We start from the raw sequence: 25,396 nt of genomic DNA on the forward strand, positions 1-25,396 counted from the left end.
TTATTCGTATGACAAGACAAGAGCGAATTTTACAATTGCCTTTTTTCGAAAATAAACGTGAGCTTGCTGAGCAAGTGTTAAAAATAGAACGAGAAGAGCATGTATATTTACCAGATCAATTTGAAATCAAACAAGTGCCTCCATATTCGTTTGGTGAAAAACAAGCAGTCATTGGCCTTATACACGAGTTTTATTTCGTAAGTATTGGTAGTAATGGTGTTTGGCAGTATCAATTGTTTAAAGATGAGATGAAGTGCCGTGAGTTTTTCGTTATGTTGCCGGATATTACGGATCAGCAGCTTGCTTTTTGGTTCAATAACATTGAGTTGTTGAAAGGGGCTTAAAAGCTTTCTTTTTAGGTTTTGAGAGAGGGCCTATGAGCAGTGATTTGAAATAGATTTAGATTAATTTAAGATAGTTGTGCTATAGTGTACAATTAGACTAAGTTTATATAAAAGGAGAGGTGAGGAGGATGGCGCAGAATAAGTATCGCGTTACATTCATTTCGCCAAGTGAGGTTGAGCAACGTACTGTAATGACGGCGAGTAGTTTGCCTAATTTAATACGTCAAGTAGAGAGTATTATTGCAGATCCGAACGGTTATTTTGTAAATGATAAAAAGAATAATTGCTATTTTAAAGTGATTAAAGAAAATGTTACGTTTATTCAATATGAGTTACTATTTTCGGATAAGGAAATTCACATTGAAAAGTTAAAACATATAGCACCGGCGGTATTGAAACAAGTATTTAAAAAAATAAACGATCCGGAATTATATGCACTTGCACTCCTTGATGTTGATATAGCTACAAAGGAATATGTGCTAGGAGAAATGAATCCAGAGTTTAGAGTGAGAGTGGAAACAGAGCTTACAAAAAAATGGGAAGCGATGCCGACAGAAATTGTAGGAGCGCAAGAAGTGTTACTAGAGGCACTTGCTTCGTTTATACAAGATTAAGCTTTACCACTGTTTTTATTACTTTAAAACTATAAGGCTCAGTCAACTACCCCTATTTTCATATAGGTAGTTGACTTTTGGGATTTATTAAAGCTTAATAATTAGATATACGGAATTAATGAAAGGGGAGCGACACCTTTATGTCACAAGCACAAAGTATTTTATTAGAAAGTGGAACAAACGAATTAGAAATCGTAACTTATACTGTTGGTGAAAATTTATTTAGCATCAATGTAATGAAAGTGCGTGAAATTATTAATCCATTCCCTGTTACAACTGTGCCGGAATCTCATCATGCAGTTGAAGGTGTTGTTCAAGTACGCGGTGAAATCTTACCTGTTATTAACTTAGCGACAGCTCTTAATTTAAAATCTATAAAGCCACTTGATCAAACGAAATTTATCATCTCGGAATTAAACCAAATGAAAGTTATCTTTCGTGTTGATGAAGTGCATCGTATTCAACGCATTTCTTGGGAACAAATTGATGAACCAGCTTCATTATCTATGGGACTAGAAGAAACGACGTCTGGAATTGTAAAACTAGATGGGAAAATTATCTTATTGTTAGATTATGAAAAAATTGTTTGCGAAATTAGTAACAGTGGTTATGACAATAAAACACTTTCAGGATTAGAGCAAAAAACAGATCGCGCTGAAAAAGTTATTTATATTGCAGAAGATTCAGCGATGCTTCGCCAAATACTAGAAGAAACATTATCAACAGCTGGATATACGAAAATGAATTTCTTCAGCAATGGTGCAGAAGCGTTAGCGCAAATTGAAAAACTAGCAAAAGAGCAAGATGAAAAAATGTTTGAACATATTCATCTGCTTATTACAGATATTGAAATGCCAAAAATGGATGGACATCATTTAACGAAAGTAATTAAAGACAGTGAAGTAATGAAGCAATTACCAGTTATTATTTTCTCTTCTTTAATTACGAATGAATTATTCCATAAAGGTGAGGCAGTTGGAGCGAATGCTCAAGTGAGTAAGCCGGATATTCAAGAGTTAATTGGTTTAGTTGATAAGTTAGTGTTGTAAAAAAGTTTTGAAAAGCGTTTTTTTTTGTTGGGATAGAGGAACTAGCCGAGTGAGGAAGCGGTCAGTGCCTAATAGGTTTCCATGCGATGTAAGACCATAAATATTGAGTGTTTTTAGGTAAGTGAAAGAAGTGAGCCTCCGAGTGAGGGTTTGAAGAACCGGTTTACAACTCTTTTCTATTTAGTGGGAATAGAGGAACTAGCCATGTATAGTACTGGTTAGTTCCTTTTTAGTATTCTATGCTTTGTACAGGCAGAGAAATCAAACGTTTCTGGAGTGTTTATGACTGTATGTATTAATAATCTTTTTCGTGTAGTTAGCTGTTTTTATTTAGGGATTATTGATTGGTTTAATTAATAAGTAGTAGGCTTTTCATTTAAAAATATAAGAGAATGTATCTTTGGATAGTGTTAGTAATATTTCGTGATAGCGCAAAATTTTTCGGTGAAATTATATTGGGAATACCGTATAATATAATTAAACACATTTTATTAATATAGCATCGTGTTGGATTTTTTTATTATTTTCTTTAAAAAAATCTTTACTATTATTTACAAACTTTTTATACCTTTTTGTATGTTTATTATTTGACGGACAATTTTGAAATGTTATAATATGGATATGTGGAAATTTCTATTTTCTTAAAAGGCATGGGAGTCAGATGAGAATTGTGAAAGGATGAGGGGGAAGTGACACAGAATATGTATCACCACACAGCAATCAACGTATTAAATATTTTACAAAACATGTCAAATAATAAAACGAACGATATGAAATTAGAGGCGGAATTTAAAAAAATAGAGAAACAATTCCGAATAAAGTATGAAGAGCTTATCGATTTATATAATAGAATGGTATTATTTCAAATAGATATAGAAAAAAATGGCGGTATGCGAGTATATGAAAAATCAGAGATTACATGGTTAAAGTCTGAGCTAGAACTATTGTATGAAGTATATCAATTTTGTCAGCGTCAAGGTTTAAACATCGCAAATATTTCAAAATATGTTAGTAAAAATGAACTGAATTTATTTCCAAAAACGGAAAGTCAATTACAGAACACGTATTATAAATTAAAAAAACAAGAAATCCCGTTTGAAAATATTGAAAAACAAAAGCCGGGTCGAAAACGCAAATATACACCTGTAAAAGATATAGTTTTTGAGGCGAAACAAGAAAGAAAACAGGAAGTAAAAGAAGAATTCCGAAGTGAAGAGGACGAAAAAAATCTCGTAACAGTCATATCTGGTATCGTTGATAATTTTGAAACAATTAGTCAATCCCGTGAAAAGAAAGAGCATGAATTACATCAGTTTATGGAGGGAATCTATAAACTTTCTAGCATGGCTGCAGAGCGTTCGAAAGAAGAAAAGAATGCTCGAGGTCTTGAAGGTGAAGTACATTCATTACGAGCTGAAAATGAAAGATTAAAACGAGAGAAGGAAGACCTTGTACATGATATTAAAGAAATGACGCATCATTTAACTCATTTCATTAAGAGCTCTGATATCGATCAAATTCGTACGTTGCCTTTCTTCGTAAAAGAGTGCAAACAAGATTTACATAAGTTGGGATTATATAACGCTCAAGACGGAAAAATGAAAATTATGGTTGATAGTAGCGGTCAGGTTATGACCGTACCACAATAAAAATGGGTACAAAATAAAAGGGAAATACATATACACTATGTATTTCCCTTTTATTTTGTATGAAAATGTTCAAAAAAAGAAATATGTATTTTGTAAAAACATTGGTAGTGAAACTGAAATTAATAATGTGTGATTAACGATAAATCAAATGTCGACGTGGCTTGGAAAAAGAGGCCATGTCATTCGTTTACGGTTTTGATACGGATGAAAAGCACAATCTAAACCTGTTTTTTTGTAGAAATTCTAAAAAATAGAGGACAGAAAATTGACTGTCTAAATGTTTTAGTCGTAAGTTTTAGCATTTAATTTGGCTTAATAGGAAATTCTATTGATAGCAAAGTCTTTACCTCATTTTTGTTTTAGAAAGGAGAGAAGTGGATGGATTCAATATGGCTAGAGTATGCGTGGGCATTATTAATTTTAATCGGATTAGAAGGATTGTTATCGGCTGACAATGCCCTTGTACTAGCAGTTATAGCCAAGCATTTACCTGAAGAAGAGAAAAAACGAGCTATAAATTATGGGATCATTATGGCCTTCGTTTTTCGATTCGCAGCCCTTTTTGCCATATCATTTATTGCAAATGTGTGGCAAATACAGGCGATAGGAGCAGCTTATCTCCTTTATTTAGGATTAAAGCATGTCATTCAGGCGCAATTCAGAAAAGACAATCAAAAAATTCATGAGGAAGATGAAAAGGCAGCAGCAGGTAAAAGCTACTGGTTCACGGTAGGAAAGATTGCATTAGCTGATCTTGCTTTCGCGATTGATTCAATATTAGCCGCAGTTGCTCTTGCTCTGGGGCTTCCGGATTCACCACTTGACGATTTCGGAGGTATGGATGGAGGACAGTTCATTGTTGTACTTCTTGGAGGAATTGCCGGACTTATTTTAATTAAATTTGCGGCAACTTGGTTTGTGGGGCTTCTTGAGAAACGGCCAGCATTGGAAACAACGGCATATGCGATTGTTGCTTGGGTTGGTGTCAAATTAGCTGTAATTACACTGGCTCATGAGGATATTGGTATTTTAGACCATGATTTTCCGCACAGTACAACTTGGACGTTGATCTTCTATGGAGTATTAGTTGCGATCGCACTAATTGGTTGGTTTGCTCCGGGAAATAAGTCAGCCGAAAATAATCCCGAAAGGTAATAAAAGGGTCAGAGCATTATGTGCTTTGTCCTTTTTAATGATAATTATATTGTGTATTTTTCGATTTAACGCTATAATTACAGTGTTAAAGATGGAATCGTGATATGACCTGTTATGAATCTATCATTTTATTTATGAATAAATGGATTGGTATTTTAGCAAGATGTGCTAATAAACTACTCCACCATGATGATAACGTGCCAAAAATGTGGTGCGTATATTTTCGTGGTGGAGTTTTTTTTATTCTCAAAAAGGGGGAGTAACCATGAACGACAGCATGGTTCATATTACAATTGACGGCAAAGAGTATAATGCTGAGCCTGGTTCAACTATACTAGGCATTATTAATGAGAACGAAATTGAACATCCACAAATTTGTTACGTGCCGGAAGTGGATCCTATTCAAACGTGTGATACTTGTATTGTAGAAGTGAATGGAAAGCTAGTGCGATCGTGTTCTACAGTAGTGACGAGCGGTATGAATATTGAGTTGTCCTCTATTAGTGCAAAGGCAGCACAACATGAGGCGATGGACCGTTTACTAGAAAATCATTTACTTTACTGTACGGTATGTGACAACAATAACGGGAATTGTAAATTGCATAATACGGCAGAATTAATGGAAATTGAGCATCAAAAATATCCTTACGAACCAAAAGTTGATACAGGCGAAGTTGATATGTCCCATCCATTTTATCGCTATGACCCGAATCAATGTATTGCGTGCGGTCAATGTGTAGAGGTGTGTCAAAACTTACAAGTAAATGAAACGTTATCTATTGATTGGGAGGCAGAGCGCCCGCGTGTTATTTGGGACGAAGGAGTAGATATTAACGATTCTTCATGTGTAAGCTGCGGTCAATGTGTAACAATTTGTCCTTGTAATGCATTAATGGAGAAATCGATGCTCGGTGAAGCTGGATTTATGACAGGGTTAAAACCGGATATTATGGGGCCTATGGTTGATCTTATTAAAGAGGTTGAACCTGGATATAGCGGTATTTTCGCTGTGTCAGAAGTAGAAGCTGCGATGCGCGACACTCGTACGAAGAAGACGAAAACAGTATGTACGTTTTGTGGTGTAGGTTGTTCATTTGAGGTATGGACGAAAGGGCGCAAAATTTTAAAGGTGCAACCGACTTCTGAAGCACCAGTTAATGCAATTTCTACTTGTGTAAAAGGAAAATTCGGTTGGGATTTCGTGAATTCTGAAAAACGACTTACGAAACCTTTAATTCGTAAAAATGGAGTGTTCGTGGAATCAACTTGGGAAGAAGCGCTTCATGTAGTGGCAAAAAAAATGGGCTCTATTAAAGAAGAGTACGGTAAAGGTTCTATCGGCTTTATTTCTTCTTCTAAAATTACGAATGAAGATAATTATGTTATTCAAAAATTAGCACGACAAGTGTTCGAAACGAACAATATTGATAACTGCTCACGTTATTGCCAATCACCAGCGACAGATGGATTGTTCCGTACAATTGGTATGGGCGGAGATGCAGGGACGATTAAAGATATCGCGCAATCGGGTCTTGTTATTATCGTCGGTTGTAATCCAACAGAAGGTCACCCAGTATTAGCGACTCGTGTGAAACGTGCGCATAAACTTCACGGTCAAAAACTAATTGTTGCAGATCTTCGTAAAACTGAAATGGCAGAGCGTTCAGATATCTTTATTAGTCCAAAGCAAGGAACAGACCAAGTATGGTTAATGGCTGTTACGAAATATATGATTGATCAAGGTTGGCACGATCAGCAGTTCATCGACGAGAATGTAAACTTCTTTGAAGATTTCAAAGATAGTCTTGCGGAATATACGCTTGAATATGCAGAAGAGATTACAGGCATTTCAAAAGAAACGCTCGTTAAAATGGCAGAAATGATTCGTGATGCAGATGGTACTTGTATTCTTTGGGGAATGGGTGTAACGCAAAATACGGGTGGTTCAGATACTTCTGCTGCAATTTCAAATTTACTACTTGCAACAGGAAACTATCGTCGTCCAGGTGCTGGTGCATACCCGCTTAGAGGTCATAATAACGTACAAGGTGCTTGTGATATGGGAACACTTCCAGGCTGGCTTCCAGGATATCAGCACGTTACTAACGATGTAGAACGTGCAAAGTTTGAAATAGCTTACGGAGTAAAAATTGATAACAAACCAGGTCTTAATAACATTGAAATGCTTCACGCAATTGATGAAGGTAAAATGAAAGCTATGTATCTTGTTGGAGAAGATATGGCTCTCGTAGACTCTAACGCAAATCATGTACATGAAGTGTTATCAAGTCTTGAGTTCTTTGTCGTTCAAGATGTGTTTCTTTCTAAAACAGCTCAATACGCTGATGTAGTATTACCAGCAGCGCCATCTCTTGAGAAAGAAGGTACTTTTACAAATACAGAACGTCGTGTACAAAGATTATATCAAGTGCTTCCGGCGCTAGAAGATGCGAAACCAGACTGGTGGATCGTACAGGCAATTGCTAATAAGTTAGGTGCAAACTGGAACTATAATCATCCAAGTGAAATCTTTGCTGAAATGGCGAGTTTATCACCACTATTCGCACACGCAAACTATGAAGTGCTTGAAGGGTGGAACAGTTTCCACTGGGGAAGTTTTGATGGAACGAATACGCCGCTTCTATTCAAAGATGGATTTAACTTCCCAGACAAAAAGGCTCGTTTTGCGATAGCTGATTGGGTACGTCCTGCTGAATTCCCAGCAGAATACGATCTTCACATTAATAACGGTCGTATGCTTGAACATTTCCACGAAGGTAACATGACAAATAAATCAACTGGTATTCAATCGAAAGTACCAGGTGTTTTCGTCGAAGTTTCTCCAGAATTGGCAAGGGAACGTGGAGTGAAAACTGGTTCGTTAGTACGCCTTGTTTCCCCATTTGGAGCACTTAAATTACGTGCACTTGTAACGGATCGTGTAAAAGCGAATGAACTGTATTTACCGATGAACTCGACGGATAAAGATTCGGCAATTAATTTCTTAACAGGTCCTGCTGTTGACTTACGTACAAACACGCCTGCATATAAACAAACGAAAGTACGTATGGAAGTGTTACAAGTAGAAGGTGAAAATCCGATGCCAAAAACGAATCCACGTAATAAAAAGCGTCATCCTCAAAACGGCATTGAGGTAAATCGCAAGTGGGCTCGTCCAGGATACGTACATTTAACGGATAAATAGGGAGGAGAAAAGAATATGGCAGCACCTATTCAAGCAATCCAGAAGCAGGAGCTAACTGAGGAAGAACTCAAACAACAAAAACTCGAAGATTTAAAAGAACTTCTAGCGAATAATGAAGAAGCTTTAAATCAAATGTTTAATATAGTAGGTGAACTAAATGACATTGGGATGCTGGAAGCTGCAAATTCTATGCTGAAAGCGAAAGAACCAATCACAAAAATTGTTCTAGGCCAAGTCACTCGTGAACCAGTTACAAATTTAATTAATAATATGATGGGCGCTGCAGGAGCTTTAACAGAACTTGATCCGGAACTTACGAAAAAGCTTATAGGTAGTTTATTAGTAGGGCTGGAAGAAGGTAATGAGCATCTACAAAGTAATAAAAAAGTTGGGGTATTCGATCTTATGAAAGTACTAAAGGATCCAGATATTAATCGTGCTATCGGATTTGGTCTTCATTTCTTAAAAGGCATGGGTAAAGGGTTAAAAGAAGAATAGATAAGCAACAATAATAGTAATTCATCTTTACACTTATTTGAAATCATGTGTAAAGATGAATCTTTTCGTCTCAATTTAAGTGAATAGTTTAGATGAAAGGGTCATTTTGGTAGAATAGTTATGATGAAAGAATATGCGAAAAGTTAGTGTTGATGAACAGGGAAGGAATGAGAGTATGTCAAAAATGGTACACGAATTTAATGATATGATCCGAAAGCTTCGAAAGGATTTATTCGGAAAAGGGCCGGAGCGAATTCATACTGTATTTGCTGAAAATATGGCGATTGCTACACTTTATGGGAATTTGACACCTACTGAGAAATTTATTTCGGGAACGATGGATGGTGCGGAAATGGTTCATATGGCTCGAACGAAAATGATTCAAGAAGTGTATGCTGTTAATTCTCGTGAGCATTTAGAAGAACTTGTTGGTGCGAAGTTAGTTCATCTGTTTTCTGATATGAAAGTGGATGAAGATATTGCAGTTTCGGTGTTTGTCTTTGATAAAAATATAACGTGAGAGAAGGATACTCATCGTGAAATCGATTCAGGTGGAACGGGGAATTTTTAAATATGAGCAAGGGGAATTCAAGCATATAGAGGATAGCATTGTAACAGAGTTTCCTGTTACGGTTAAAATTAACGGCCAGGAATTTGTTACAATGGTTAGTACTCCAGAGTATATTGAAGATATGGTAATTGGCTTTTTAGCCTCTGAAGGCGTTATCCGAAAGTATGAAGATATTGATGAAATATGGGTGCAAGAAAAAGAAGGCTATGTACATGTAAAAACGACGAAAATCAATCCTTATTATCGTGACATGCAAAACAAACGTTATATTACTTCGTGCTGTGGAATGAGTAGGCAAGGGTTTGTTTTCGCAAACGATGCGCTGACTGCGAAAAAAATGAATGATATTCGCGTAAAAATCTCTGCCGAGGATTGTTTTCGTTTAATGAATGATATGCAGCAATCTGCGTCTACGTTTCAACATACAGGCGGCGTTCATAATGCAGCTTTATGTGATGTGAGTGGAATTGTTTTAAGCCGCATGGATATAGGAAGACATAACGCTTTAGACAAAATTTATGGTTATTGTTTAAAAAATAACATTTCGATTGGTGATAAAATTATTGTCTTTAGCGGTCGTATATCTTCTGAAATTCTATTAAAAGTTGCGAAAATTGGCTGTGAAGTAATATTGTCAAAATCAGCTCCAACTGAGTTAGCATTAGAGCTAGCAGAGCAGTTAGGGATTACTACAATAGGATTCATTCGTAATAAATCTTTAAATGTATATACGCATCCAAAGCGGATTATAAATATAAAATAAGTAGAAACGAGGCAATAATCATGAAATCTGTTACATTAGACAAATTAGATCGTCCTTTAAAGGATTTACGTATTTCTGTTACTGATCGCTGTAATTTTCGCTGTCGATATTGTATGCCAGAAGAAATATTTGGTCGTGATTATTCTTTTTTGTCTAATGATAAAATTTTATCTTTTGATGAAATTGAAAGGATTACACGTATTTTCGTTTCTTTAGGTGTAAGAAAGTTACGCATTACTGGGGGAGAGCCATTACTTCGAAAAGACCTACCTGAACTCATACAGCGGTTAAACGAAATTGACGGAGTAGAGGATATTGGTTTAACGACAAATGGATCATTACTTAAAAAATTTGCTCCGGATTTATATAAGGCGGGCTTATCTCGTGTGACAGTTAGTTTAGACTCGTTAAATGAAGAGCGATTCTCTTATTTAAATGGGAATAGAAGTAAAGTGAAAACGGTTCTTGCAGGAATACAGGCTGCAGCGGAAGCCGGAATGAAAATTAAAATGAACATGGTTGTTCAAAAAGGGAAAAATGAACAAGACATCGTTCAGATGGCAGAGTACTTTAAAGAGAATAAGCATATCCTTCGGTTCATTGAATATATGGATGTCGGAAATTTTAACGGATGGGAATTAGGCGAAGTAGTTTCTAAGCAAGAAATAGTAGAGATGATTCATAAAGTGATGCCGCTTGAACGTATTGAAGCGAACTATCCTGGTGAAGTTGCGACACGTTATCGCTATATCGGCAGTGATGAAGAAATAGGAATTATTTCATCTGTAACAGATTCGTTCTGTTCATCATGTACAAGAGCGCGTATTTCCGCAGAAGGAAAGTTGTATACATGTTTATTTGCGTCTAAAGGAAACGATCTTAAAGAATTACTTCGTTCTGGATATACAGATGAGGAGATTATTAATGTTATTCGTGATATTTGGAATAATCGTTCAGACCGTTATTCAGATGAACGACTAAGCGATATAAATAAAAAAACAATGCCGAAAATTGAAATGTCGCATATCGGCGGCTGAGAAACTATTATGAATGTAGACTCTCTTTGTTAACGTAAATAGTGGGAAATGTGCAAGTTTTGTACACTTTCTATAAGTATAGTAAAAATGATGATTGATATTTCTGTAAGAGATATGCAGAGAGATTAAGCAGCATTCAAAAATCCTTACGATGTTAAGGGTTTTTGGTGCTGCTTTTTTTAGATGAGAAAAATGGAGGAATTGGTTATGGCATTTCATAAACCGGAACAAATTGCTGCGCTTGTGATTGAATCCGGTGTTCAAAAGGTAAGGCAACCGCTATCCGCGATGCTTATCCTTGGTTTTTTAGGAGGAGCATTCATTTCGTTAGGATTTTTACTTAATATTCGTGTGCTAGGTAATGTACCGGAGCAATGGGGGAGTTTAGTCAATTTTATAGGAGGAGCGGTTTTTCCTATCGGACTGATGCTCGTTGTGTTAGCGGGAGGAGAATTAATTACGGGAAATATGATGTCGATGTCCATGGCACTTTATGCACGTAAAATCTCATTGAAACATGTGTTAAACAATTGGGCTTGGATTACTTTAACTAATTTCGTAGGTGCGCTTTTCGTCGCGTATTGTTTCGGGCATCTTGGCGGGCTTACAGAGGGAGCGTATTTAAATAAGACGATAGCGATAGCTCAAGATAAGTTACATGAATCTTTCGGGAGAACGTTAATTTTAGCAATTGGTTGTAACTGGCTCGTTTGCCTAGCAATTTGGTTAGCATACGGAACAAACGATTTAATTGGGAAGATTGTTGGAATTTGGATTCCGATTATGGCATTTGTCGTAATTGGATTTCAGCAAGTGGTAGCGAATATGTTTGTCATTTCAGCCGTTATTTTTGCGGGACACCTTACGTGGATGGACCTTGCGAAAAACTTCGTACCTGTCTTTATTGGAAATGTAATTGGTGGAGCTGGCTTTGTTGGGTTCGCTTACTTTTCTTGTTATCAGAAACAAAGTGCTACCGAAAAAGATGTATTGAAAAAATAACAGTATATGAAGCGGATTTTTATATGAAAGGAAGGCTATCTCATGATAGAGCGGTATTCACGACAACAGTTGTTCACTCCTATTGGAAAAGAAGGGCAAGAGAAGATTAGAAATAAGCATGTGTTAATAATAGGGGCAGGTGCATTAGGAAGTGCCAGTGCAGAGGCGTTTGTACGTGCAGGTATCGGGAAATTAACGATTATTGATCGTGATTACGTAGAATGGAGTAATTTACAGCGGCAACAGCTTTACGCGGAACAAGATGCGATAGACAAGTTGCCAAAAGCAATCGCAGCGCAGAATCGTCTCAAACAAATTAATTCAGACGTGCAAATTCAAGCACTAGTAATGGATGCAAGAGTAGATAATATGGAAGCTTTATTAGGTGGTGTCGATGTCATTATTGATGCAACAGATAATTTTGATATTCGGTTCGTGATCAATGATATATCACAAAAACACAATATCCCTTGGATTTACGGTTCTTGTGTCGGAAGTTATGGCATGAGCTATACAATTATTCCGAAGAAAACACCGTGCTTACATTGTGTGTTGAAAAGTGTTCCTGTTACAGGGGCGACATGTGACACAGTTGGAATTATTAGTCCTGCCGTTCAAATCGTCGCAGCGTATCAAGTAGCAGAAGCATTCAAAATTTTAGTAGAAGATTGCACAGCAATTAGAAAAACTTTTTTAATGTTTGATATATGGAGTAATCAATATCAGTCTATCAAACTAGGAAAAATCAAAACAGAAGATTGTCCTTCGTGCGGAACAAATAGAACTTATCCTTATTTATCATACGAAAATCAAACGAAGACAGCTGTGTTATGCGGAAGAAATACAGTTCAAATTAGACCGGCGCATAATAGTCATTACAACTTTGATGAGTTAGAAAAAGTATTAAAAAACCACGGGAAAGTAGATCGGAATCCGTATTTGCTCTCTTGCCAATTAGAAGATTATCGCATCGTCATTTTTCAAGATGGGCGTGTATTTATTCATGGAACGAATGAAATTCAAAAAGCGAAACAACTATACTATCGGTTATTAGGGTAATAGAAAGGGATTGGTAATGATGGAAAGAAGAGTGCCGATTACAGTTGAAGAGGCTGTTCGTAAAGTAATGGGATTTGCTAATTGTGGTGTAAAAGAACTAGTACCACTTGAATTATCGTACGGACGTACATTAGCAGACGATTTAGTAGCGGATCACGATGTCCCTTCTTTCGATCGCTCGCCATATGATGGATTTGCTATTAGGGCAGAAGATACTTCGCGGGCAAGTCGTGAGAATCCAATCGTATTCGAAGTAATCGGTGAAATTGGAGCAGGTTCCGTATTCCATAAAGAAGTCGGAGCGTTTCAAGCAGTTCGCATTATGACAGGGGCACAAATTCCGAAAGGATGTAACACGGTCGTCATGCTAGAACTGACTCGCCATCGTCAATATGAGAATATCGGAAAAAGCTATATGGAAGTGAGGCGCTCATTTAAAGAAGGGGACAACATATCCTTTCAAGGTGAAGATGCACGTAAAGGAACCGTTCTCGCAAAAAGAGGTTGTTACATTAATCCAGGTATTTCAGCTCTTCTTGCTACATTCGGTTATAGCGAAGTGTCAGTAGCGAAAAAGTCTGTCATTGGACTATTAGCGACAGGGAGTGAACTTCTCGATGTAAATGAAGAACTACAACCTGGGAAAATTCGAAATAGTAATACGTATATGATATCGTCTCAAATTCGAAGAGCAGGTGGAAGAGTAAAATACTTTGGAAAGTTTAGCGACGATTTTAATACGTGCTACGAAGCAGTGAAGAAAGCGTTAAGTGAAGTGGATATGTTAATTACAACTGGTGGTGTTTCGGTAGGGGATTACGATTATTTGCCAGCGATATACGAAAAATTAGGCGCATCAGTTCTTTTTAATAAAGTAGCCATGCGGCCGGGAAGCGTCACGACTGTAGCACAATTAAACGGGAAATTATTATTCGGATTATCAGGAAATCCTTCTGCTTGCTACGTAGGTTTTGAGTTATTCGTAAAATCTAGTATTCGTGCGTATATGTTTAGCGAAAAACCACATGTGAAACGAGAGAAAGCAATGCTCGGAGAAGATTTTCTAAAACCGAATCCATTTACAAGATTTGTACGAGCAAAGCTGAAGTATAACGAAGGACAACTAGTCGCTTATCCATTAGGATTCGATAAATCTAGTTCCGTTTCTTCATTAGCAGAATCAAACATTTTTATCGTACTACTAGGCGGTACGAGAGGATATAAGAAAGGGATGTTTGTAGACATTCTCTTATTAGAAGATAACGAAGGTAGTGAATGGCCTTGGACATTCCGTAAAGTAGGGAGAGGGTTTGATGGGACAAGCACCATTTGAAATTGTAGATAGTCCGATTGTAGTTGAAGAAGTAACGAATAAAGTAGCAAGACGCGAAGCGGGAGCAATTACAATTTTTATTGGAACGGTAAGAGAATTAACGAAAGGAAAAAGAACGTTACATCTTGAGTATGAAGCGTATAAACCGATGGCAGTAAAAAAGCTTACTGAAATTGGAGAAGAAATTAAGGAAAAGTGGCCGGATGCGAAAATAGCAATCACGCACCGAGTAGGACGATTAGAAATAATGGATATCGCAGTTGTCATTGCAGTATCGTCTCCGCATCGTAAAGTGGCGTATGAAGCGAATGAATACGCAATTGAACGTATAAAGAGAATCGTCCCAATTTGGAAAAAAGAATTTTGGGAAGATGGAACGGAGTGGATTGGAGATCAACTTGAAAATACTCCATATCCAGAAGGAAAACCAAAGAAAGAAGAATGAGAGAATGATTACAATTTTACTGTTCGCAAATTTACGAGAAGAAGTCGGTTCAGAGAGATTAGCAATAATAGAAAAACGAGAGATGAATGTTCATCAATTGAAAAAATGGCTGAAAGATCACTATCAATTACAGACGCTAGATAAAGTTATGGTGGCAATTAATGAAGAATTTGTAACGGACGAAGATACTGTAAAAGCCGGAGATACCGTTGCGTTTATCCCGCCTGTAAGTGGAGGTTAATTTTTTCTATTTGAGTATTAAAATTTTCATACGTTAAGGAGAATCATTATGAGTGAATTTTCGCACTGGAATGAAGAGGGAGGAGCTAAAATGGTTGATATCTCTCAAAAGGATAGTTCAACACGCACAGCTGTTGCGCAAAGTACAATTTCTTTATCAAATGAACTATTTGAAGCAATTCAAAGTGGTGGGTTGAAAAAAGGAGACCCGCTTCAAGTAGCACAAGTTGCTGGCATAATTGGTGCTAAAAAAACAGCGGACATAATCCCGATGTGTCACCCGATATTAATCCAAGGAACAGACTTTACGTTTCATTATGAAAAGAAAACCGATGGCTATGAGTTGATAATACGAGCGACATTAACATGTAGTGGGAAAACAGGTGTAGAAATGGAAGCATTAACTGCCGTAACGATTGCAGCTCTTACTTTTTACGATATGTGTAAAGCTGTTGATAAAACGATGGTTATGAAAGAAACATATTTAGTACAAAAAACGGGTGGGAAAAGCGGAGACTTTTTTCACAAGGTAAAATAATTACAATGGAAGGAATGTGTATGATGATTACTCAAGAACAAATAATGAATGCGTTAAGCCATGTAGAAGATCCAGAGTTACACAAAAGTATTGTGGAACTAAATATGGTTAGAAATATAAAAATAGATGGTACAGAAGTTGGGCTAGAAGTAGTTTTAACAATTCAAGGTTGTCCGTTGAAAGCAAAAATACAACAAGATATTGAAGATTCTCTTCGAAACATTGGAGCGTCGAAAGTTTCCGTAACATTTGGCTCAATGACACCGGAAGAACGAGCAGCATTAACAGCGTCTTTAAAGAAAGAAGCTAGAACAGAAACAGGCATGCCTAGTATGCTTCGACCTGATTCGGGTGTGCGTTTTATTACTGTAACGAGCGGGAAAGGAGGAGTTGGTAAATCAACTGTGACGATTAACCTTGCTACTGCTTTAGCACGTATGGGAAAAAAGGTTGGGATCTTAGATGCAGATATATACGGATTCAGTATCCCTGCTATGATGGAAACGAATGAAAAGCCAACAATGATCGATCAAACCGCAATTCCAGTCGTTAGTCACGGTGTTAAAATTATGTCGATGGGATTCTTCACAGAAGGAAATAACCCAGTTATGTGGCGCGGACCGATGTTAAACAAATGGATTCAAAACTTCCTTGTGAACACGCACTGGGGAGAACTAGACTATCTTCTTCTTGATTTACCACCTGGAACAGGAGACGTTGCGATAGATGTCGCTGCAATGATTCCACAAGCGAAGGAAATTATCGTTACAACGCCTCATAACGTAGCTTCATTTGTCGCGTCTAGAGTAGGAGTAATGGCAAAACATACGAAACACGATATTTTAGGTATTGTGGAAAACATGGCATATTACGAAGAACAAGATGGCTCAAGAAACTACCTCTTTGGACAGGGCGGCGGCGAAATGCTAGCAGAACAACTGCAAACAGAAGTGATCGCTCAAATACCGTTTGCAAAACGTGAAGAAAATAAAGGCACGTGTGTATATGATGAAGATTCGCTTGTTGGGGAGATTTTTACTTCTTTAGCGGAGGATATTATTTATAAAGGATAAGTTGAAATAAAAGTGGGATGCATAATACGTATGTATCTCGCTTTTTATTTTTTATGGAGTTATTTTAATAATTTTAAAAGTTATATGTAAGACTGCAATAACTTCGAAACCATACTAAGTGCAACATTCATACGTTTTTCATTCTCATACAACGACTGCCTAGCATTCATACTCAATACATTCGTACCAATACGCATAATAGACACCTCTTCTAGATTGATATATGGTAGGTATTTTAAAGTTAATAAACGGCTATGGAAGGATAAAAAGACTTATGCTTATTGTATCTTTTTGTTTCAAAACAAAGGAAGAGACCTAAAATAAGCCCTGACCGCTTCAAAATATGGCTAGAGCTTCTATTTAAGCCAAAAAAAGCTTTTAATCTATCTATATAGAAAGAATAAACCTCTCTGCAAGCAGAGAGGTTTATTCTTGAAGCTAACTCAAATGGCTTATTGTAATAATTTAGAAACCATTTGTGGAGTTTGGTTTGCTTGAGAAAGCATGCTAATACCAGCTTCGTTCAAGATTTTGAACTTTGTCATTTCAGACATTTCTTTCGCCATGTCAGCGTCTTCGATTTGAGAAGCGGCCGCTGCCATATTAGTAGCTTGACTGTTCACATTGTTTAAGTTGTGATCTAAGCGGTTTAACTGAGAACCAAACGTTGCACGCATGTCAGCAACTTTTTGGATAGCATCATCTAGTTGAACAATGGCACCCGCAGCGTCGTTAGTATCTGGAGCAGGTACTGCAGGCGGTTGTGGTGCAGGTGCTGGTGCTCCGATAGTTTTGTTAAGGCCAAGTCCTGTAGTAGCTTTTGCATCAACAGCTGTAAGTGTAAGATTATCGCTAGATACATCAGAAAGCTGAATGTTAATATTCTTATCTGCTCCAGCTCCAGCTAATAAACTTTTCCCATTAAAGTTTGTTTTTCCTGCGATGTGATCAATTTCCTCTTGTAATGCTGTAAATTCTAAGTTTAGGGAATCTTTATCTTTGCCGTCATTTGTACCGTTCGCAGATTGAGTAGCAAGGTCACGCATACGAAGTAAAATGTTAGAAATAGAATTTAAAGCAGAGTCAGTTGTACGTAAAGCAGACATAGCGTCTTGTGTGTTACGCGCTCCAACGTTTAATCCGCCTTCTTTCGCACGCATACGAGTAGCGATAGCAAGACCAGCCGCATCGTCAGCCGCGCTATTAATAGATTTACCGCTAGATAAACGGTTCATAGAAGTGTTCATTTTGTCTTGGTTTTGACGCATGTATTCTTGTGTACGCATGCTATTAATGTTTGTATTAATTCTCATGTTAAGAACCTCCAGTAGTTGATAATATATAAAATGAATTATTGTAATAATTTAGAAACCATTTGAGGAGTTTGGTTAGCTTGAGAAAGCATGCTAATACCAGCTTCATTCAAGATTTTAAACTTAGTCATGTTAGACATTTCTTTTGCCATATCTGCATCTTCAATTTGAGAAGCAGAAGCCGCCATATTAGTAGATTGGCTGTTGACATTGTTTAAGTTATGATCTAAGCGATTTAATTGAGAACCGAATGTCGCGCGCATATCAGCAACTGATTGGATAGCTTTGTCAAGTTCTTTAATTGATTCCGCAGCATCCCCGCTAGCTCCAATAGTTTTCGTAAGATTGAGTCCAGTTGCTCCTGTTGTTGCATCAACAGATTTAATTGTAAGTTTATCGCCAGATACATCAGAAAGTTGGATATCAATATCTGCTCCCTTTGCAGCTAATAAATTCTTACCATTAAAGTTAGTTTTTCCTGCGATATGACCAATTTCTGTGCTTAATTCGTTGAACTCTAATTGTAAAGAATCTTTATCTTTGCCGTCATTTGTACCATTAGCAGATTGAGTAGCAAGGTCACGCATACGAAGTAAAATGTTAGAAATAGAATTTAAAGCAGAGTCAGTTGTACGTAAAGCAGACATAGCGTCTTGCGTGTTACGCGCTCCGACGTTTAATCCGCCTTCTTTCGCGCGCATACGAGTAGCGATAGCAAGACCAGCCGCATCGTCAGCCGCACTGTTGATTGATTTACCGCTAGATAAACGATTCATAGAAGTGTTCATTTTGTCTTGGTTTTGACGCATGTATTCTTGCGTACGCATGCTATTAATATTTGTATTAATTCTCATGTTAAGAACCTCCAGTAGTTTATAATAATATATAAAATTACTCTCTGTACAACAGAGAGTAATTTTTACTTAATATCGTCAAATGAATTATTGTAGTAATTTAGAAACCATTTGAGGAGTTTGGTTAGCTTGAGAAAGCATGCTAATACCAGCTTCATTCAAGATTTTAAACTTAGTCATGTTAGACATTTCTTTTGCCATATCTGCATCTTCGATTTGAGAAGCGGCCGCCGCCATATTAGTAGCTTGGCTTGTTACGTTGTTTAAGTTATGGTCTAAACGGTTTAATTGAGAACCGAAAGTAGCACGAGCGTCAGCGGTGTTTTGAATAGCAGTGTCTAGTTTCACCATTTCTCCAGCTGCCGTAGCACCTGTCAAAGTGCCTAATGTCGTACTTGTAATGGCTTTAACATTGATAGCTGCAATAACAAGGTTATCATTTGCTGTATCAGAAAGCTGGATTGTAAGGTCTTTACCGCCACCAGTTTTATCTAAGAATGTATTTCCATTAAAATTAGTTTTTTCGGCAATATGAATAATTTCATCTTTCAATTGTCCGTACTCTTCATTTAGAGAGGTAATATCTTTAGTGTCATTTGTTCCGTTTGAAGCCTGAGTAGCAAGGTCACGCATACGAAGTAAGATATTAGAAACAGATCCTAATGCAGCATCGCCAGTACGAAGTGCCGACATAGAATCTTGTGTGTTACGCGCCCCAACGTTTAATCCGCCCTCTTTTGCACGCATACGAGTAGCGATAGCTAAACCAGCAGCATCGTCAGCCGCACTGTTGATTGATTTACCGCTAGATAAACGGTTCATAGAAGTGTTCATTTTGTCTTGGTTTTGACGCATGTATTCTTGCGTACGCATGCTATTAATGTTTGTATTAATTCTCATGTTAAGAACCCCCAGTAGCTTTTAGATATATATAATTACTCTCTGTAATACATAGAGTAAGAAACCATCAAATGAATTATTGTAATAATTTAGAAACCATTTGAGGAGTTTGGTTCGCTTGAGAAAGCATGCTGATGCCAGCTTCGTTCAAGATTTTAAACTTAGTCATGTTAGACATTTCTTTTGCCATATCAGCGTCTTCAATTTGAGAAGCGGCCGCGGCCATATTAGTAGATTGGCTGTTGACATTGTTTAAGTTATGATCTAAGCGATTTAATTGAGAACCGAAAGTAGCTCTATTATCAGCAACTGTTTGAATAGCTTTGTCAAGCTCAGTAATAGCATCACTAGCGTTTTTCGCAGTAGTAATATCTTTTGTAATTTTAAGATCAGCCGCTTTGGCACTAACACTTGAAATCGTAAGTTTATCACCAGATACATCAGAAAGTTGAATGTCAATATCAGTTCCTGCTCCAGCTAGTAATTTTTTACCATTAAAATTAGTCTCACCAGCAATGTGATCAATTTCTGTTTTTAATGCTGCAAATTCTAAGTTTAAAGATTTTTGGTCTTCTGTACCATTTGTACCGTTCGCAGATTGAGTAGCAAGGTCACGCATACGAAGTAAGATGTTAGAAATAGAATTTAAAGCAGAGTCAGTTGTACGTAAAGCAGACATAGCGTCTTGCGTGTTACGCGCTCCAACGTTTAATCCGCCTTCTTTTGCACGCATACGAGTAGCGATAGCTAAACCAGCTGCATCGTCAGCTGCACTATTAATAGATTTACCGCTAGATAAACGGTTCATAGAAGTGTTCATTTTGTCTTGATTTTGGCGCATGTATTCTTGCGTACGCATGCTGTTAATGTTTGTATTAATTCTCATGTTAAGAACCCCCATTTTTTTATATTGATTTTTCTGTTAATTAATAAACGCAAATATGCAAAAAAACAATTTCGAATTAATTGTAATCCGTGGTATATATCGTGTCAACGAATAATTGTAATTAATAAATATAAAAAAATAACAGTTTAACAATGTAGTCATTTTTTTATTGCAAAGGATTATTGCAAACTTTTTTAAAAAACTCTAATATTAGATTATCTTTGTTTACCGAAAAGGTGATATTATGGTAGTTGGAAATATAGTAAAAGAAGTTCTTGCATATAAAAAAGGACAAATTCAGCAAAAGTTAAGTAGTCCGCAGGCGTTCGTTAGTAGTCGTTTTCAAGATCAATTGCAGAGTGAACCTGCGAAGGAGACGAAGGTTACTCCGCAAACGGCAAAAGTAGAAGATATGAGTCAGCCGGTACAATCTACGAAAATAGAAACGGTTGTTAATAAACCGGTAGAGCCTATAAAAGTAGAGGAAACGAGTAAGCTTGAGGAGACGGAGAAAGCTGAAACGAAGAAAGTGGATGAAGTGCAAGTCGCGCAAAAAGAGTTTGAGCGACGTTTCCCAGAAACGAAAAATGAGACTGCTGATACGTGGGGATTAACGAATAAGTATAATATTCAGAAAATACGTTCTTCAAATGAAGGTAAGTATGAGGATATTATTGATCGCGCTAGTCGTACATATGGAATTCCGAAAACGTTAATTCAAAAAATGATTGAAGTAGAGTCTAATTTTAATCCGAAAACGGTGTCAAATGCAGGGGCGATGGGGCTTATGCAGCTTATGCCAGCAAACGTGAAAGAGATGGGTATAAAAAATCCATTTTCACCAGCTGAAAGTATTGAGGGCGGTGTGAAAGAGTTAAGCGGTTATTTAAAGAAAAATAACGGTGATCTCGTATTAGCGCTTGCTTCTTATAATGCTGGTCCTGGTAATGTGAGAAAGTACGGAGGCGTACCGCCATTTAAAGAAACGCAAGGATATATTAAAAAAATATTAAATATCGACGTTTCGAAATAAGAAATTTCATTTATATATAAAGAGAATATGGAATTTTCGTGAACATGATATGGGAGTTGGCTAGATTGAAATTACAAGATGATATTCCGTTAACAATTTATTTTGAAATCGGAAATACAAAAAAGAAAATTGAAGATCTGCTTCATATTACGAAAGGTACATTGTATCGTCTTGAAAATTCAACGAAAAATACGGTGCGTCTTATGCTTGAGAATGAAGAGATTGGAACCGGAAAGATTTTGACGAAGAATGGAAAAATGTACGTTGAAATCGTTGAATTGAAAAGGTAGGGAAGGGGATTTTCATGAGTGGCGATAAATTAAGCCAAGAGCAAATTGATGCCCTGCTGAAGGCGGTAAATGAAGGCGAGGAAATGCCAGCTTTCGCACAAGAAGCAGGGAAGCAAGATAAATTTCAAGAGTATGATTTTAATAGACCGGAGAAGTTTGGTGTTGAGCATTTACGTAGTTTGCAAGCAATTGCGTCGACTTTTGGCAAACAGACGTCACAGACGTTGTCAGCTCGTATGCGTATTCCGATTGAACTAGAGCCTTCGACCGTTGAACAAGTTCCGTTTACGAGTGAGTATGTGGAGAAAATGCCGAAAGATTACTATTTATATTGCGTTATTGATCTGGGCCTTCCAGAGCTTGGAGAAATCGTAATTGAAATTGATTTAGCGTTCGTTATTTATATTCATGAATGCTGGCTTGGCGGAGATAGTAAGCGTAACTTTACGATGCGTAGACCGTTAACTGCGTTTGAGTTTTTAACGCTTGATAATATATTTGCTCTTCTTTGCAAAAATTTACAGCAATCATTTGAAAGCGTTATTGCGATTGAACCGAAATTTGTAACGACGGAGACAGATCCGAATGCGCTGAAGATTACGACAGCGAGCGATATTATTTCACTATTAAATGTAAATATGAAAACAGATTTTTGGAATACGACAGTTCGTATCGGTATTCCGTTCTTATCTGTTGAAGAAATTATGGATAAGTTGACGTCTGAAAATATTGTCGAACATTCTTCGGATAAGCGTAAAAAGTATACGTCTGAAGTAGAAGTGAAAGTAAATCAAGTGTACAAGCCTGTTCACGTTGCGATTGGTGAGCAAAAGATGACAATGGGCGAGATTGAGCAAATTGAAGAAGGCGACATTATTCCGCTTCATACGAAAGTAACAGACCAACTACGTGGTTATGTAGATGGAAAACATAAATTTAATTGTTTTATCGGGAAAGATGGAACGCGTAAGGCGCTCCTATTTAAAAGTTTTATAGAGTAGGAGGATTTATATGAAGCATGAAGTATCTCCTGTGTCATTAATGGGATTAGAAGAATTTGCCGGGAAGCGAAATGAAGCGGGGAAGGCACATATTGATACCGTTTCAGATATTTCAATTGAACTTGGAGTAAAGCTTGGGAAGTCATCTATTATGCTTGGTGATGTGAAGCAATTAAAAGTTGGCGATGTTCTTGAAGTAGAGAAAAATTTAGGACATAAAGTAGATGTATATTTAAGTGATATGAAAGTCGGTATTGGTGAAGCGATAGTAATGGATGAGAAGTTCGGCATTATTATTTCTGAAATTGAAGCTGATAAGAAACATGCAGCGCTTATGAAGGCGCAAAATCAAATGCAGGATAAAGAGTAGAGGAGGAGTCATATGTCGTATATGACGACCTTATTTCAAGTCGTTTTACTGTTTGGTGCGCTCGGCTATGGTGCATATTATATGACGAAAAAGACGCGCAAACAGCAGTTTTTTAAGCAAGGTGAAAACGGACACATTCAAGTGAAAGACGGCGTGTATTTAAATCATCAAACGAGCGCCTTTTTGTTTGAAGTGGACGGAAAGCAAGTGTTCACTGTTATTAGTAATAACGGTGTACAATCTGTGCAGTTAACAGGGACAGGAAATCAGTTTCAACAAGCGCTAGAAGACGCGGTGAAGAGTGAAACGAAAAAAGTAGAGGATCCATCATGAGAATAAAGAAACAGTTATCGTTATTTGCCGTTATTTTCGCATTTTCTATTATTTTTTCATTTGTTTTTGTAAATCCAGCGTATGCAGCCCCGAACGGCTTTATTAATTTCGAAAATGGAAAAGAGTTTACGAGTAATTCAAGTGTACAACTATTCGCGCTCGTTACCCTTCTATCATTATCTTCTTCTATCGTTCTTTTATTTACGCATTTTACTTATTTTATGATTGTTCTTGGGATTACTCGTCAAGGGCTTGGAGTTATGAATTTACCACCGAACCAAGTGCTTGTTGGACTCGCATTATTTTTATCGCTGTTTACAATGCAGCCAGTGCTTGGTCAATTAAAGAGTGATGTGTGGGACCCGATGACGAAAGAAAAAATAACAGTAAGTCAAGCTGCGGAGACGACAGCTCCGATTATGAAAGATTATATGTCGAAGCATACGTATAAGCATGATTTGAAAATGATGCTGAAAGTGCGCGGAGAAGAGTTGCCGAAAGATTTAAAGGATCTTTCACTGTTTACGCTTGTGCCATCCTTTACGTTAACGCAAATTCAAAAAGGTTTACTTACAGGGATGTTCATTTATTTAGCGTTTGTCTTTATTGATTTAATTATTAGTACACTTTTAATGTACCTTGGGATGATGATGGTACCGCCGATGATTTTAAGTTTACCATTTAAAATACTCGTTTTCGTATATTTAGGTGGATATACAAAAATCGTCGATATTATGTTTAAGACGGTCGCCTGAAGCTTTTGATGCTATGTGATAGGAGTCATATAAATGAATACGTCACCAATTATAGATATTTTCCAAACCTTTTTTTATAAAGGGGTTATGATTTTAATGCCGATTGCCGTTGTAAGTATGATTGTCGTTATTATTATCGCGGTTATTATGGCGATGATGCAAATTCAAGAGCAAACGCTGACGTTTTTACCGAAAATGGCGAGTATTGTGCTCGTTATTATCATTTTAGGTCCGTGGATGTTTCAAGAGTTAACAATGCTTATTTTAGATTTATTTGATAAAATCCCATCGCTATTGCGTTCGTACTAAGATAGGTGAACTGAAATGAATATGGAATTATGGGCGGCGACGTTTTTTGCGTTTTGCCGCATTACTTCATTTTTATATTTTTTACCGTTTTTTTCAGGGCGATCAATTCCAGCAATGGCGAAGGTTACATTTGGACTTGCTCTTTCGATTGCAGTGGCCGATCAAGTGGATGTCTCTCACATAAAGACAGTTTGGGATGTAGCAGCTTATGCAGGAACGCAAATTGTAATTGGATTATCACTTTCAAAAATTGTAGAGATGCTGTGGAATATTCCGAAAATGGCAGGACATATTTTAGACTTTGATATCGGTTTATCACAGGCAAGTTTATTTGATGTAAATGCAGGATCACAATCTACTTTACTATCAACAATTTTTGATATATTTTTTCTTATTATTTTTATTTCACTTGGCGGCATTAACTATTTCGTTGCCACGATTTTAAAGTCGTTTCAATATACAGAGGCGATTTCAAAATTGTTGACGACTAGTTTTTTAGATAGTCTACTTGCAACGTTATTATTTGCAATTACATCAGCGGTTGAAATTGCTTTGCCACTTATGGGCAGTCTATTCATTATTAATTTCGTCCTTATTTTAATCGCAAAAAATGCACCGCAATTAAACGTTTTTATGAATGCGTACGTAATTAAAATAACGTGTGGTATTTTGTTTATTGCGATGAGTGTACCGATGCTCGGTTATGTGTTTAAAAATATGACAGACGTATTACTGGAAGAGTATACGAAACTATTTAACTTTTTCTTAACGAAGTAG

The 25,396-nt window shown here is 37.0% G+C and carries 29 protein-coding genes and 2 pseudogenes; 26 read left to right on the forward strand and 5 right to left on the reverse strand.

Translation table 11 applies throughout. The features are described 5' to 3' along the window. The first annotated feature begins 8 nt into the window (after positions 1-8). The 18 genes and pseudogenes from NSQ47_RS03165 (at position 9) to NSQ47_RS03250 (ending at position 16,575) form a co-directional block, all read left to right on the forward strand. Positions 9-344, forward strand: coding sequence for a DUF3964 family protein (locus NSQ47_RS03165; protein ID WP_016104399.1), 336 nt, complete (start codon positions 9-11; stop codon positions 342-344). Positions 345-472: 128 nt separating this feature from the next. Beyond that, positions 473-958: a LysR family transcriptional regulator gene (locus NSQ47_RS03170; protein ID WP_341036072.1), complete on the forward strand. Its 486-nt coding sequence runs from the start codon at positions 473-475 to the stop codon at positions 956-958. 140 nt (positions 959-1,098) lie between these two features. Then, a complete protein-coding gene (locus NSQ47_RS03175) occupies positions 1,099-2,007 on the forward strand; it encodes a chemotaxis protein (protein ID WP_215572625.1) in 909 nt (302 codons plus the stop codon). Between the two features lie 701 nt (positions 2,008-2,708). Next, positions 2,709-3,656: a DNA-binding domain-containing protein gene (locus NSQ47_RS03180; RefSeq protein ID WP_341038199.1), complete on the forward strand. Its 948-nt coding sequence runs from the start codon at positions 2,709-2,711 to the stop codon at positions 3,654-3,656. 378 nt (positions 3,657-4,034) lie between these two features. Further along, positions 4,035-4,811, forward strand: a complete 777-nt coding sequence (locus NSQ47_RS03185; protein WP_070139054.1) for a TerC family protein — start codon at positions 4,035-4,037, stop codon at positions 4,809-4,811. A gap of 104 nt (positions 4,812-4,915) precedes the next feature. Continuing rightward, a pseudogene (locus tag NSQ47_RS03190) lies at positions 4,916-5,108 on the forward strand (hypothetical protein). Next, a complete protein-coding gene (fdhF, locus tag NSQ47_RS03195) occupies positions 5,077-8,016 on the forward strand; it encodes a formate dehydrogenase subunit alpha (protein ID WP_341036073.1) in 2,940 nt (979 codons plus the stop codon). The pseudogene NSQ47_RS03190 and the gene fdhF overlap by 32 nt, the downstream one beginning before the upstream one ends. Before the next feature lie 15 nt (positions 8,017-8,031). Further along, positions 8,032-8,514, forward strand: a complete 483-nt coding sequence (locus tag NSQ47_RS03200; protein ID WP_341036074.1) for a DUF1641 domain-containing protein — start codon at positions 8,032-8,034, stop codon at positions 8,512-8,514. Positions 8,515-8,689: 175 nt separating this feature from the next. Continuing rightward, positions 8,690-9,034 carry a DUF2294 domain-containing protein gene (locus NSQ47_RS03205; protein WP_002168730.1) on the forward strand — a complete coding sequence of 115 codons (345 nt, stop codon included), beginning with the start codon at positions 8,690-8,692 and terminating at the stop codon, positions 9,032-9,034. Positions 9,035-9,050: 16 nt separating this feature from the next. Then, complete coding sequence (gene fdhD / locus NSQ47_RS03210; protein ID WP_341036075.1) at positions 9,051-9,848, forward strand: formate dehydrogenase accessory sulfurtransferase FdhD; 798 nt, start codon at positions 9,051-9,053, stop codon at positions 9,846-9,848. Positions 9,849-9,868: 20 nt separating this feature from the next. Further along, positions 9,869-10,885: a GTP 3',8-cyclase MoaA gene (gene moaA / locus NSQ47_RS03215; protein WP_341036077.1), complete on the forward strand. Its 1,017-nt coding sequence runs from the start codon at positions 9,869-9,871 to the stop codon at positions 10,883-10,885. Between the two features lie 207 nt (positions 10,886-11,092). Continuing rightward, on the forward strand, positions 11,093-11,887 hold the full coding sequence (locus NSQ47_RS03220) for a formate/nitrite transporter family protein (RefSeq protein ID WP_341036078.1): 795 nt from the start codon (positions 11,093-11,095) through the stop codon (positions 11,885-11,887). Between the two features lie 42 nt (positions 11,888-11,929). Continuing rightward, positions 11,930-12,946: a molybdopterin-synthase adenylyltransferase MoeB gene (locus NSQ47_RS03225; protein WP_341036079.1), complete on the forward strand. Its 1,017-nt coding sequence runs from the start codon at positions 11,930-11,932 to the stop codon at positions 12,944-12,946. A gap of 19 nt (positions 12,947-12,965) precedes the next feature. Then, complete coding sequence (locus NSQ47_RS03230; protein WP_341038200.1) at positions 12,966-14,279, forward strand: molybdopterin molybdotransferase MoeA; 1,314 nt, start codon at positions 12,966-12,968, stop codon at positions 14,277-14,279. Further along, the gene (locus tag NSQ47_RS03235; protein ID WP_341036080.1) at positions 14,260-14,724 is read left to right on the forward strand and encodes a molybdenum cofactor biosynthesis protein MoaE; all 465 of its coding nucleotides are present in this window, start codon (positions 14,260-14,262) and stop codon (positions 14,722-14,724) included. The genes NSQ47_RS03230 and NSQ47_RS03235 overlap by 20 nt, the downstream gene beginning before the upstream one ends. Positions 14,725-14,728: 4 nt before the next feature. Beyond that, positions 14,729-14,965, forward strand: coding sequence for a molybdopterin converting factor subunit 1 (gene moaD / locus NSQ47_RS03240; RefSeq protein ID WP_341036081.1), 237 nt, complete (start codon positions 14,729-14,731; stop codon positions 14,963-14,965). A 48-nt stretch (positions 14,966-15,013) separates the two neighbouring features. Further along, the gene (moaC, locus tag NSQ47_RS03245) at positions 15,014-15,502 is read left to right on the forward strand and encodes a cyclic pyranopterin monophosphate synthase MoaC (protein WP_341036082.1); all 489 of its coding nucleotides are present in this window, start codon (positions 15,014-15,016) and stop codon (positions 15,500-15,502) included. A gap of 20 nt (positions 15,503-15,522) precedes the next feature. Beyond that, entirely contained in the window at positions 15,523-16,575 is a 1,053-nt protein-coding gene (locus tag NSQ47_RS03250) for a P-loop NTPase (RefSeq protein WP_341036083.1), read from the forward strand. A 116-nt stretch (positions 16,576-16,691) separates the two neighbouring features. Here NSQ47_RS03250 and NSQ47_RS28155 read toward each other — a convergent pair. From NSQ47_RS28155 to NSQ47_RS03270, 5 genes and pseudogenes are all read right to left on the reverse strand, one after another. Then, positions 16,692-16,772, reverse strand: a pseudogene (locus NSQ47_RS28155) (flagellin); the annotation flags it as partial. A gap of 255 nt (positions 16,773-17,027) precedes the next feature. Continuing rightward, positions 17,028-17,888, reverse strand: coding sequence for a flagellin N-terminal helical domain-containing protein (locus NSQ47_RS03255; RefSeq protein WP_341036084.1), 861 nt, complete (start codon positions 17,886-17,888; stop codon positions 17,028-17,030). A gap of 38 nt (positions 17,889-17,926) precedes the next feature. Then, positions 17,927-18,742, reverse strand: a complete 816-nt coding sequence (locus tag NSQ47_RS03260) for a flagellin N-terminal helical domain-containing protein (RefSeq protein WP_341036085.1) — start codon at positions 18,740-18,742, stop codon at positions 17,927-17,929. An 87-nt stretch (positions 18,743-18,829) separates the two neighbouring features. After that, entirely contained in the window at positions 18,830-19,642 is an 813-nt protein-coding gene (locus tag NSQ47_RS03265; RefSeq protein ID WP_341036087.1) for a flagellin N-terminal helical domain-containing protein, read from the reverse strand. A 76-nt stretch (positions 19,643-19,718) separates the two neighbouring features. Beyond that, positions 19,719-20,528 carry a flagellin N-terminal helical domain-containing protein gene (locus NSQ47_RS03270; protein ID WP_341036089.1) on the reverse strand — a complete coding sequence of 270 codons (810 nt, stop codon included), beginning with the start codon at positions 20,526-20,528 and terminating at the stop codon, positions 19,719-19,721. A 244-nt stretch (positions 20,529-20,772) separates the two neighbouring features. Here NSQ47_RS03270 and NSQ47_RS03275 point away from each other — a divergent pair, with 244 nt between their 5' ends. The 8 genes from NSQ47_RS03275 (at position 20,773) to NSQ47_RS03310 (ending at position 25,396) form a co-directional block, all read left to right on the forward strand. Continuing rightward, complete coding sequence (locus NSQ47_RS03275) at positions 20,773-21,561, forward strand: lytic transglycosylase domain-containing protein (RefSeq protein WP_341036090.1); 789 nt, start codon at positions 20,773-20,775, stop codon at positions 21,559-21,561. Between the two features lie 65 nt (positions 21,562-21,626). Beyond that, the gene (locus tag NSQ47_RS03280; RefSeq protein WP_000775712.1) at positions 21,627-21,851 is read left to right on the forward strand and encodes a flagellar motor switch protein FliN; all 225 of its coding nucleotides are present in this window, start codon (positions 21,627-21,629) and stop codon (positions 21,849-21,851) included. Between the two features lie 14 nt (positions 21,852-21,865). After that, positions 21,866-22,852 carry a flagellar motor switch protein FliM gene (fliM, locus tag NSQ47_RS03285; protein WP_131231711.1) on the forward strand — a complete coding sequence of 329 codons (987 nt, stop codon included), beginning with the start codon at positions 21,866-21,868 and terminating at the stop codon, positions 22,850-22,852. A 10-nt stretch (positions 22,853-22,862) separates the two neighbouring features. Next, positions 22,863-23,222 carry a flagellar motor switch protein FliN gene (locus NSQ47_RS03290; protein ID WP_002202516.1) on the forward strand — a complete coding sequence of 120 codons (360 nt, stop codon included), beginning with the start codon at positions 22,863-22,865 and terminating at the stop codon, positions 23,220-23,222. A gap of 12 nt (positions 23,223-23,234) precedes the next feature. Further along, entirely contained in the window at positions 23,235-23,555 is a 321-nt protein-coding gene (locus tag NSQ47_RS03295; RefSeq protein ID WP_000121176.1) for a hypothetical protein, read from the forward strand. After that, on the forward strand, positions 23,552-24,310 hold the full coding sequence (locus NSQ47_RS03300) for a flagellar type III secretion system pore protein FliP (RefSeq protein WP_002126633.1): 759 nt from the start codon (positions 23,552-23,554) through the stop codon (positions 24,308-24,310). Before NSQ47_RS03295 ends, NSQ47_RS03300 begins: the two co-directional genes overlap by 4 nt. A 33-nt stretch (positions 24,311-24,343) precedes the next feature. Then, the gene (locus tag NSQ47_RS03305; protein WP_002011993.1) at positions 24,344-24,619 is read left to right on the forward strand and encodes a flagellar biosynthetic protein FliQ; all 276 of its coding nucleotides are present in this window, start codon (positions 24,344-24,346) and stop codon (positions 24,617-24,619) included. A 15-nt stretch (positions 24,620-24,634) separates the two neighbouring features. Beyond that, positions 24,635-25,396, forward strand: a complete 762-nt coding sequence (locus NSQ47_RS03310; RefSeq protein ID WP_204207904.1) for a flagellar biosynthetic protein FliR — start codon at positions 24,635-24,637, stop codon at positions 25,394-25,396.

The sequence above is a fragment of the Bacillus sp. FSL R10-2780 genome, assembly GCF_038006125.1.
In the GTDB taxonomy this organism is placed as follows: domain Bacteria; phylum Bacillota; class Bacilli; order Bacillales; family Bacillaceae_G; genus Bacillus_A; species Bacillus_A cereus_U.

Excerpts from the sequence above, each read along its gene's own strand:
- NSQ47_RS03165 (WP_016104399.1), top strand. The coding sequence starts at position 9 with ATGACAAGACAAGAGCGAATTTTACAATTGCCTTTTTTCGAAAATAAA.
- NSQ47_RS03170 (WP_341036072.1), top strand. The coding sequence starts at position 473 with ATGGCGCAGAATAAGTATCGCGTTACATTCATTTCGCCAAGTGAGGTT.
- NSQ47_RS03175 (WP_215572625.1), top strand. The coding sequence starts at position 1,099 with ATGTCACAAGCACAAAGTATTTTATTAGAAAGTGGAACAAACGAATTA.
- NSQ47_RS03180 (WP_341038199.1), top strand. The coding sequence starts at position 2,709 with ATGTATCACCACACAGCAATCAACGTATTAAATATTTTACAAAACATG.
- NSQ47_RS03185 (WP_070139054.1), top strand. The coding sequence starts at position 4,035 with ATGGATTCAATATGGCTAGAGTATGCGTGGGCATTATTAATTTTAATC.
- fdhF (WP_341036073.1), top strand. The coding sequence starts at position 5,077 with ATGAACGACAGCATGGTTCATATTACAATTGACGGCAAAGAGTATAAT.
- NSQ47_RS03200 (WP_341036074.1), top strand. The coding sequence starts at position 8,032 with ATGGCAGCACCTATTCAAGCAATCCAGAAGCAGGAGCTAACTGAGGAA.
- NSQ47_RS03205 (WP_002168730.1), top strand. The coding sequence starts at position 8,690 with ATGTCAAAAATGGTACACGAATTTAATGATATGATCCGAAAGCTTCGA.
- moaA (WP_341036077.1), top strand. The coding sequence starts at position 9,869 with ATGAAATCTGTTACATTAGACAAATTAGATCGTCCTTTAAAGGATTTA.
- NSQ47_RS03220 (WP_341036078.1), top strand. The coding sequence starts at position 11,093 with ATGGCATTTCATAAACCGGAACAAATTGCTGCGCTTGTGATTGAATCC.
- NSQ47_RS03225 (WP_341036079.1), top strand. The coding sequence starts at position 11,930 with ATGATAGAGCGGTATTCACGACAACAGTTGTTCACTCCTATTGGAAAA.
- NSQ47_RS03230 (WP_341038200.1), top strand. The coding sequence starts at position 12,966 with ATGGAAAGAAGAGTGCCGATTACAGTTGAAGAGGCTGTTCGTAAAGTA.
- NSQ47_RS03235 (WP_341036080.1), top strand. The coding sequence starts at position 14,260 with ATGGGACAAGCACCATTTGAAATTGTAGATAGTCCGATTGTAGTTGAA.
- moaD (WP_341036081.1), top strand. The coding sequence starts at position 14,729 with ATGATTACAATTTTACTGTTCGCAAATTTACGAGAAGAAGTCGGTTCA.
- moaC (WP_341036082.1), top strand. The coding sequence starts at position 15,014 with ATGAGTGAATTTTCGCACTGGAATGAAGAGGGAGGAGCTAAAATGGTT.
- NSQ47_RS03250 (WP_341036083.1), top strand. The coding sequence starts at position 15,523 with ATGATGATTACTCAAGAACAAATAATGAATGCGTTAAGCCATGTAGAA.
- NSQ47_RS03255 (WP_341036084.1), bottom strand. The coding sequence starts at position 17,888 with ATGAGAATTAATACAAACATTAATAGCATGCGTACACAAGAATACATG.
- NSQ47_RS03260 (WP_341036085.1), bottom strand. The coding sequence starts at position 18,742 with ATGAGAATTAATACAAATATTAATAGCATGCGTACGCAAGAATACATG.
- NSQ47_RS03265 (WP_341036087.1), bottom strand. The coding sequence starts at position 19,642 with ATGAGAATTAATACAAACATTAATAGCATGCGTACGCAAGAATACATG.
- NSQ47_RS03270 (WP_341036089.1), bottom strand. The coding sequence starts at position 20,528 with ATGAGAATTAATACAAACATTAACAGCATGCGTACGCAAGAATACATG.
- NSQ47_RS03275 (WP_341036090.1), top strand. The coding sequence starts at position 20,773 with ATGGTAGTTGGAAATATAGTAAAAGAAGTTCTTGCATATAAAAAAGGA.
- fliM (WP_131231711.1), top strand. The coding sequence starts at position 21,866 with ATGAGTGGCGATAAATTAAGCCAAGAGCAAATTGATGCCCTGCTGAAG.
- NSQ47_RS03290 (WP_002202516.1), top strand. The coding sequence starts at position 22,863 with ATGAAGCATGAAGTATCTCCTGTGTCATTAATGGGATTAGAAGAATTT.
- NSQ47_RS03295 (WP_000121176.1), top strand. The coding sequence starts at position 23,235 with ATGTCGTATATGACGACCTTATTTCAAGTCGTTTTACTGTTTGGTGCG.
- NSQ47_RS03300 (WP_002126633.1), top strand. The coding sequence starts at position 23,552 with ATGAGAATAAAGAAACAGTTATCGTTATTTGCCGTTATTTTCGCATTT.
- NSQ47_RS03305 (WP_002011993.1), top strand. The coding sequence starts at position 24,344 with ATGAATACGTCACCAATTATAGATATTTTCCAAACCTTTTTTTATAAA.
- NSQ47_RS03310 (WP_204207904.1), top strand. The coding sequence starts at position 24,635 with ATGAATATGGAATTATGGGCGGCGACGTTTTTTGCGTTTTGCCGCATT.